This is a genomic window from Streptococcus sp. 4094 (assembly GCF_013277125.1).
Lineage (GTDB): Bacteria > Bacillota > Bacilli > Lactobacillales > Streptococcaceae > Streptococcus.
The window spans coordinates 22446-26743 of sequence record NZ_VMMI01000050.1 but is presented as its reverse complement, the minus strand read 5'-3'; the positions used below and the strand labels follow the sequence as shown (position 1 = coordinate 26743).

Below are 4298 nucleotides of genomic sequence, written 5' to 3'. Positions count from 1 at the left end.
CCTTTTTTCAAGTACAGTTTTTCAAATTATAGTAAAAAGAGCCAGAATTGTACTGACTCTTCTATTGTTCATTAAACTTAGAAGCACGTTCTTCTCCCCACCAATAAGGGATTAGTTCTGCGACTTTAACTGTTTTTCTTGTATCATAGTCCATCATGAATTCTGCATCTTTATTTTCAGCATTCAGTTCTAAAAGGAATTCTCTACAAGCACCGCAAGGCATGGCTGAACTTCCACCATAAGGTGGTTTGTCTCGAAAGGCTAATACTTTTTTAACCTTAGTTTGTCCTGAAAATTGGTACATATTGAAGAGTGCAGCGCGCTCTGCGCAGAGATGGAAAACACCACAGGTTCCCTCCATACAGAAACCTGTAAATATTTGTCCATCTTCTGCTTCTACTGCGGCTACAACATGGTTGGCATAAACAAAATCCGATACTTCATGTGGATCGTATAGTTTCTGTGCTTCTTCGTACATCTTTTCCCAGATGTCCATTATTGTACCTTTCTTACTTAGAGATTTCCTTTAACATATTTTCGATATGCTGGATTGATTTTTTACGTCCAAGCAAGAAAATTGTATCTGGTAATTCTGGTCCATGCATTTCACCTGAAACAGCGATACGAATAGGCATGAAAAGATTTTTCCCTTTAATACCTGTTTCTTTTTGGACTGCTTTAATTTGTGGGAAGATATTCTCTGTTACAAATTCATCATCTGTCATCGCTTCAAGTTTTGCCTTAAAGGTTTCAAGAACTGTTGGAACTGTTTCACCCGCCATGACTTCACGCTCTGCTTCGGTCAATTCTGGAAAATCTGAGAAGAAGAGATCTGTCAATGGGATAATTTCATCTACTGATTTCATTTGTGGTTTATAGAGCTCAACTAATTTTTCAGCCTTGTCAGTCAATCGACCTGCTTCTTCTAGGAATGGTTTTGCCATTTCAAAGATAGTTTCTAGGTCTGCATTCTTGATATAATCATTGCTCATCCAGTCCAGTTTTTTCTGGTCAAAGGCTGCTGGAGACTTACTCAGGCGGTTTTCATCGAAAAGTTTAATGAGTTCTTCACGAGAGAAGATTTCATCTTCGCCACCTGGGTTCCAACCAAGAAGAGCAATAAAGTTAAAGACCGCTTCTGGAAGGTAACCCTTCTTACGGTAATCTTCGATAAATTGAAGTGTATTAGTATCACGTTTAGACAATTTTTTTCCAGTTTCAGAGTTGATAATCAAGGTCATGTGACCAAACTCTGGAGCTTCCCAACCAAGTGCTTCATAAACCATGAGCTGTTTTGGTGTATTAGCAATGTGGTCGTCTCCACGGATTACATGAGAGATTTGCATATCATGGTCATCGATGACAACGGCAAAGTTGTATGTTGGGTAACCATCTTTCTTTTGGATAACCCAGTCACCACCGATATTGGCACCTTCAAATTCGATATCACCTTTGACCATATCATGCCATTTGTAGATACCTGACTCATTGACAGCCAAACGAACAGTTGGGATAATGCCTGCTGCTTCACGTTCTGCGATGTAAGCCGCTTTTTCTTCTTCACTCATACCAAGGTATTCGTTGATATAGCGAGGTGTTTCACCTGCTGCTTCTTGGCGTTCGCGTTCAGCTGCCAACTCTTCTTCTGTGACGTAAGATTTGTAGGCTTTTCCTTCAGCTAACAGTTGGTCGATGTATTTTTGATACAAGTCCAAACGCTCAGACTGGCGGTAATTCTCATGTGTTTCTGGGCTTTCATCCCAATCCNNAAGCTGTGAACGTTCTCCATCCTCGACATGGCGTTTACGGTCAGTATCTTCGATCCGAATGATAAATGTTCCACCATGATGGCGGGCGTAAAGGTAGTTGAATAATGCTGTACGGGCATTTCCGATGTGTAATAGTCCTGTTGGACTTGGTGCGTAACGTACGCGGATATTTTTTGACATAGTTTCTCCTATAAAGTCTCTAGGCGTCTGCCTTGTTGCTCTCTATATTATATCACAAGTCTTGGCTGAGTCCAATTTCTATGGATAAAGAGAGTAAAAAGAGTGGGCAAACCACTCTTTTCTTCTATTATAGACGTGCGTTAAGTTCTTTGCTCAATTCTTCAAATCCTGGTTTTCCAAGAAGAGCGAACATGTTACGTTTGTATGCTTCAACACCTGGTTGGTCAAATGGGTTGATGGCATTCAAGTAACCAGAAAGGGCGATAGCCAATTCGAAGAAGTAGATTGTGTAACCAAGAGTGAAAGCGTCTTGCTCTGGAAGAGTCACGTACATGTTTGGTACATCACCATCTGTGTGGGCAAGAAGAACACCGTCAGTCGCTTTTTTGTTTACAAAGTCAACGTCTTTTCCTTGAAGGTAACCAAGTCCATCAAGATCTTCTTCCAAGCTAGGGATAATCACGTTCTTACGAGGTTTGTCAACACGGACAACTGTTTCAAACATGATACGAGTTCCTTCTTGGATAAATTGACCAAGTGAGTGCAAGTCAGTTGAGAAGTTGGCTGAAGTTGGGTAGATACCTTTTTGGTCTTTTCCTTCTGATTCACCAGCCAATTGTTTCCACCATTCTGAGAAGTATTGAAGTGATGGCTCGTAGTTTACCAAGATCTCAGTTGCATAGCCTTTACGGTAAAGGATGTTACGAACTGCTGCATATTGGTAAGCTTCGTTTTCAGAGATTTTGTCTGAAGTGTAGTCTTTGCGAGCTGCATTCGCACCTTCCATAAGGGCTTTGATGTCAGCTCCTGATGCTGCGATTGGAAGCAAACCAACGGCTGTCAATACTGAGAAGCGTCCACCGATGTCATCTGGAACAACAAATGTTTCCCAACCGTTAGCATCTGCTTCAACCTTAACCGCACCTTTTTGGCGGTCAGTTGTTGCATAGATACGTTTGTTAGCTTCTTCTTGTCCGTATTTCTTAACCAAGAGTTCTTTGAAAACACGGAAAGCGATAGCTGGTTCAGTTGTTGTACCTGATTTAGAAATCACGTTTACTGAGAAGTCTTTATCCGCAACGTACTCTACTAAGTCAGCAAGGTAAGTAGATGAGATTGAGTTTCCTGCGTAAAGGATTTGTGGAGCTTTGCGTTCTTCTTTTGTTTGCAAGTTAGCAAAGTGGTGGTTCAAGAAGTCAATTGCTGCTTTGGCACCAAGGTAAGATCCACCGATACCGATAACAACCAAAACATCGCTGTCTGACTTGATTTGCTCAGCAGCTTTCAAGATACGGTCAAATTCTTCGCGGTCGTAGTTTTCAGGAAGGTCCAACCATCCTAGGAAGTCGCTACCAGCACCAGTTCCTTTACGGATCAATTCATCTGCTGCTGTTACTTGTGATTGCATGTATTCCACTTCATGTGGTGCAACAAATTTGTCTAAAACTTTTGAATAATCAAATTTAATATGTGACATGTTATTCCTCCAATATTTCTTCTTTTCTATCATAACGCTTACCTTCGTTTTTTTCAAGTTTTTTTGTCGAATTTCTCCATTTTTTATCAGAATTCAAACGTTTGCGTAAAAATGCCGCATTCCAAAAATTTTGAAAAAATAAAAGAAAGAACGACTAGATGTCCCAGTCGTCACAGTTCATTCAATAAATACTCAAATAATTCTAAATTGCCATCTTCTTCATTAACCAGAAACTCTGGATGCCACTGCAAACCGATAATGCGGTGTTCATCGATAGATTCAATCGCTTCGATGGTCTGGTCTCTTGGATCAATAGCAGTTACACGAAANNACCGAGTTAACCTGACTTTCTTTTCCAAATAGCTTGGCCACCACGCTTCCCTCCACTGTCTCAATAGAGTGAGATGTTCCGAAAGGTAGGCCTTGCCAGTGACCTTCGATTTCTTGATTGAGGGTTCCACCAAAGGCAACATTGACAAGTTGAACACCGCGACAGATTGCCATAATTGGTTTATTCTGACGAAGCGCTTCTTTCAAGAGGGCCAGTTCAAACTCATCACGCACTAGATTGTAATCATCACTCTCGATGGTCTTTTTCTCTCCATAAAACTGAGGATGGACATTTTGACCGCCTGTCAAAATCAATTTGTCAATCATTTCCACATAATCGCGTACAACTGACTCATCACCAACAGGAATGACTAAAGGGAGACCACCGACTTGACGAATGCTCTCTGCGAATCTACAAGATACAGATGAATGAATGTTTTTTCCTTCTGCGTCTACGGGACATAGATTTGCAGCAACTCCTACAACCGTTCTAGCCATGATGCTTCTCCTTTCAAATATTAACACTCTTCGAAAATCTCTTC

The 4298-nt window shown here is 40.9% G+C and carries 3 protein-coding genes and 1 pseudogene; all 4 read right to left on the bottom strand.

Annotation, left to right across the window (positions count from 1 at the left end):
* Nucleotides 1-61 precede the first annotated feature (61 nt).
* Entirely contained in the window at nt 62-496 is a 435-nt protein-coding gene (locus HT721_RS10070; protein WP_173229738.1) for a cytidine deaminase, read from the bottom strand.
* A 13-nt stretch (nt 497-509) separates the two neighbouring features.
* Nucleotides 510-1949 (bottom strand): glutamate--tRNA ligase, encoded by a 1440-nt coding sequence (gene gltX / locus HT721_RS10065; protein ID WP_173229736.1) that lies wholly within the window; start codon nt 1947-1949, stop codon nt 510-512.
* A gap of 127 nt (nt 1950-2076) precedes the next feature.
* A complete protein-coding gene (locus HT721_RS10060; protein ID WP_000018268.1) occupies nt 2077-3426 on the bottom strand; it encodes a glucose-6-phosphate isomerase in 1350 nt (449 codons plus the stop codon).
* A 170-nt stretch (nt 3427-3596) separates the two neighbouring features.
* Nucleotides 3597-4254: pseudogene (locus tag HT721_RS10055) on the bottom strand (gamma-glutamyl-gamma-aminobutyrate hydrolase family protein).
* Nucleotides 4255-4298 lie beyond the last annotated feature (44 nt).